Source organism: Methylobacterium gossipiicola (assembly GCF_900113485.1).
In the GTDB taxonomy this organism is placed as follows: domain Bacteria; phylum Pseudomonadota; class Alphaproteobacteria; order Rhizobiales; family Beijerinckiaceae; genus Methylobacterium; species Methylobacterium gossipiicola.
Map to the genome: position 1 here is coordinate 1 of NZ_FOPM01000065.1, position 2,177 is coordinate 2,177.

Annotated in this window: 2 protein-coding genes; both read left to right on the forward strand. The window is 68.0% G+C overall.

Annotated features, from left to right (window positions below; genetic code table 11):
* Positions 1 to 262: 262 nt before the first annotated feature.
* Positions 263 to 1,438 carry a glycosyltransferase gene (locus tag BM249_RS20995; RefSeq protein ID WP_244528902.1) on the forward strand — a complete coding sequence of 392 codons (1,176 nt, stop codon included), beginning with the start codon at positions 263 to 265 and terminating at the stop codon, positions 1,436 to 1,438.
* 164 nt (positions 1,439 to 1,602) lie between these two features.
* Positions 1,603 to 2,177: Rossmann-fold NAD(P)-binding domain-containing protein (locus BM249_RS21000; RefSeq protein WP_483127894.1), on the forward strand; the 575-nt coding region annotated here is incomplete at its 3' end.

Below are 2,177 nucleotides of genomic sequence, written 5' to 3' on the forward strand. Positions count from 1 at the left end.
AGAGAGACGAAAACGCAAAACGCGCCAATCCGTTCAAGCGACGACAGGCCCTAGGAGCCAGTGGAACAGGTTCGGCACACTCAAGGTCTCGCTAACCTCGACGCGAGGATTCGGCGGCCGGCTTGGACGCCTTAAGGCTCCGAACACGGCCCTGGGCCAGCATCCCCCTCAGCCGCCCGTCGCCGATGGCGCGGCCCCCAGGGAGGAGCCCGTCTTGAGAGCGTCCGCCGTCTCCGTTCGATCCTCATCCGACGCCGCGCCTCTGGACGTCCCTTCGACGGCGCACCGTATCCTCCATGTGTTCCGGGCCCCCGTGGGTGGCCTGTTTCGCCATGTCGTCGATCTCGCACAGCTACAGGCAGCGGCCGGACATCAGGTCGGACTCGTCTGCGACTCGACCACCGGCAGTGAACGTGCCGACGCCGCCTTGGCGGAACTTGCCCCGAGCCTTGCCCTCGGGATCCTGCGCCTCCCAATGCAGCGGAATCCCCACCCCTCGGATCTCGCCGCCCTGAGGGCCATCGCCACTCGGGCCAAGACCACGGGGGCGACGGTGCTGCATGGTCACGGCGCCAAGGGCGGCGTCTATGCCCGCGCCGCGATGATCGTGGGCGCCGACCCGATCCGAGCCTACACGCCCCATGGCGGGAGCTACAATTACAAGCCCGGAACCCTGCGTCACCGATTCTACATGGGAATCGAACGCCTGCTGGCCCTGCGCACGGACGTCTTCCTGTTCGAGAGCGAATACGTCGCCGATCGCCACCGTGCCCATGCGGGACCGACCCGGCTTGCTCGCATCGTCCACAACGGAATCTGTGAGTCCGAATTCCGGCCGGTCTCGGCCACGGTCGATCCCTACGACCTCCTTTACATCGGCGAGTTGCGCGACGCGAAGGGCATCCCCTACCTCCTCGAAGCCCTGGTGCGCCTGCGGGACGAGGGCCGGAACTTACGCCTGCTGATGGTGGGCTCCGGGCCCGATGCAGACCTGCTGGCAGCCCGCGTCCGCGCCATGGGGCTTGCCGGGACCGTCGCGTTCGAGCCCCCCCAGCCGATCCGCGCGGCTCTCGCGCGGGCACGGGTCATGGTAGTGCCGTCGCTGGCCGAATCCCTGCCCTACGTAGTGCTCGAGGCGGCAGCGGCCCAGCACCCCCTGGTCGCGACGAATGTCGGCGGCATTCCGGAAATCTTCGGCGCCCTCGCCCCTCGCCTCGTTTCCGCGCGTGACGCGGGTGCCCTTCGAGACGGCATCGTCAGCGTCCTCGACGCGACGCCCGAGGCCCGTGCGGCGTTGTTCGCCGAGCTCGGTGCTTCCGTGAAGGCCCGTTTTTCCATGCATCGCATGGGCGCCGACGTCCTGTCGGGCTACGCTGCGGCACTTCGGAACCGGCCGACGGGAGGTACCGCCACCATCCAGGCAGAACCCGCCGCCTGATCGCGCCCGCGCGCCGCCCCTTCCGCGACGGGTTCGCATGTCTCCCCCAACAGCGTCCGACGCGCGTGGCGCAAGCATTTTAAGCGTTCCATGTGATTTTTGTGTCAGCCTGGACATGTCGTCGCCGTCGCGACGACTTCGACCGAAGTTCGGAATCCTGCCCGATGAGTGCCTTCGACGTTCGTGACCTGCTCGAAGCTGCCTCCCGACCGCTGCCGGCTTCAAGCGGGCCGGGACACGAAGGCGCGACGCCCCTGCCTCCGGCTGAAGCAATCAGCCGCCCCGCATCGGCTGCGGCGTTCTCGCCCGTGGTGCTGGCGGGCTGCGTGCGGGTCGCTGAGTTCACCCTCGTCGTTGCCATGGGGCTCGCCGTCCATGCGCTGCAGCTCTCGGACACATTGCCCCTCGATCTCACGTACGGGGCCGCCATTGTCGGCGTCGCCACCATCGCGGTGGTGCTATTTCAGGTCGCCGGGCTCTACCGCATGAGTGCCCTGCGCGGCTTCGTGAAGCCGGCCCTGCGCCTGGCCGCGATGTGGACCCTCGCCTTCCTTCTCGTGGCCACCGTAATGGTATTCGCCAAGGTCGCCGATCATTACTCGCGGATCTGGTTCGGAACCCTGTTCCTGACCGGCCTCGGCCTCTTGCTCGCTGGGCGCTTCGCCCTGTCGCGAATCATCGCGGCCGAGATGCGGGAAGGCCGCTTCGATCGGCGCACCGCCATCGTGGGCGGCGGCGC